The 930-nt window shown below is 74.4% G+C and carries 1 protein-coding gene; it reads left to right on the forward strand.

Translation table 11 applies throughout. The features are described from left to right. Positions 1-156 precede the first annotated feature (156 nt). Positions 157-801, forward strand: coding sequence for an imidazole glycerol phosphate synthase subunit HisH (hisH, locus tag JCO01S_RS15255; RefSeq protein WP_068257697.1), 645 nt, complete (start codon positions 157-159; stop codon positions 799-801). Positions 802-930 lie beyond the last annotated feature (129 nt).

Consider the following 930-nt stretch of genomic DNA (forward strand, 5'->3'; position numbering starts at 1 on the left):
CCTGCCGCACCTGGACTGGCTCCTGGAGCTGCTCGCCGTCCTCGGGCTGCCCGGTGGCCGGCTGCTCGAGGGCGGCGATCCGGAGCCCGGGCCGGCGATCGGCCCCAACCCCCGGGCGGTGGCGGCCTTCGAGACCACGGTGAAGGATGAGCACCAATGAGCGCTCCACACGTCGTCGTCCTCGACCACGGTTCCGGCAACCTCCACTCCGTCGTCCGGGCACTGGCCCACGTCGGCGCGGAGGCCGATCTCACGGCCGATCGTGACCGCGTCCTCGCCGCGGACGGGCTGCTCGTCCCCGGGGTCGGCAACTTCCACGCCTGCATGGCGGCGCTGCGCGCCGTGGACGGCCCTCGCCTCGTCGACGTCCGTCTCGCCGGTGGCCGCCCCGTCCTCGGGGTGTGCGTGGGCATGCAGGTGATGTTCGACGGCTCCGAGGAGCCCGCCGCCCGGCCGGAGGAGGGCCTGCACCAGTGGCCGGGCACGGTCGCGCGGCTCACCGCGCCGGTCGTGCCCCACATGGGCTGGTCCGACGTCACGGCGCCGGAGGGCACCCGCCTCTTCGCGGGGCTGGAGGAGCAGCGCTTCTACTTCGTCCACTCCTACGCGGCCCTGACCTGGGACCTCCCGGCCGCGGACGGGGCGTTGGCCGCCGCCGCGCCGCTCGTCACGTGGGCCCGGCACGGGGCCCCCTTCGTCGCCGCCGTCGAGAACGGCGCACTGTCCGCAACGCAGTTCCACCCCGAGAAGTCCGGGGACGCTGGGCTGCACCTGCTGAAGAACTGGGTGATGTCACTGTGAGCACGAGTGGGACTTCGCGACTGGAGCTCCTCCCGGCCGTCGACGTGCGCGGCGGCCAGGCGGTCCAGCTGCAACAGGGGGTCTCCGGCACCGGCTGGCAGTTCGGGGAGCCGCTCGAGGCGGCCCGCC

It is taken from the genome of Janibacter corallicola NBRC 107790 (assembly GCF_001570965.1).
GTDB lineage: Bacteria > Actinomycetota > Actinomycetes > Actinomycetales > Dermatophilaceae > Janibacter > Janibacter corallicola.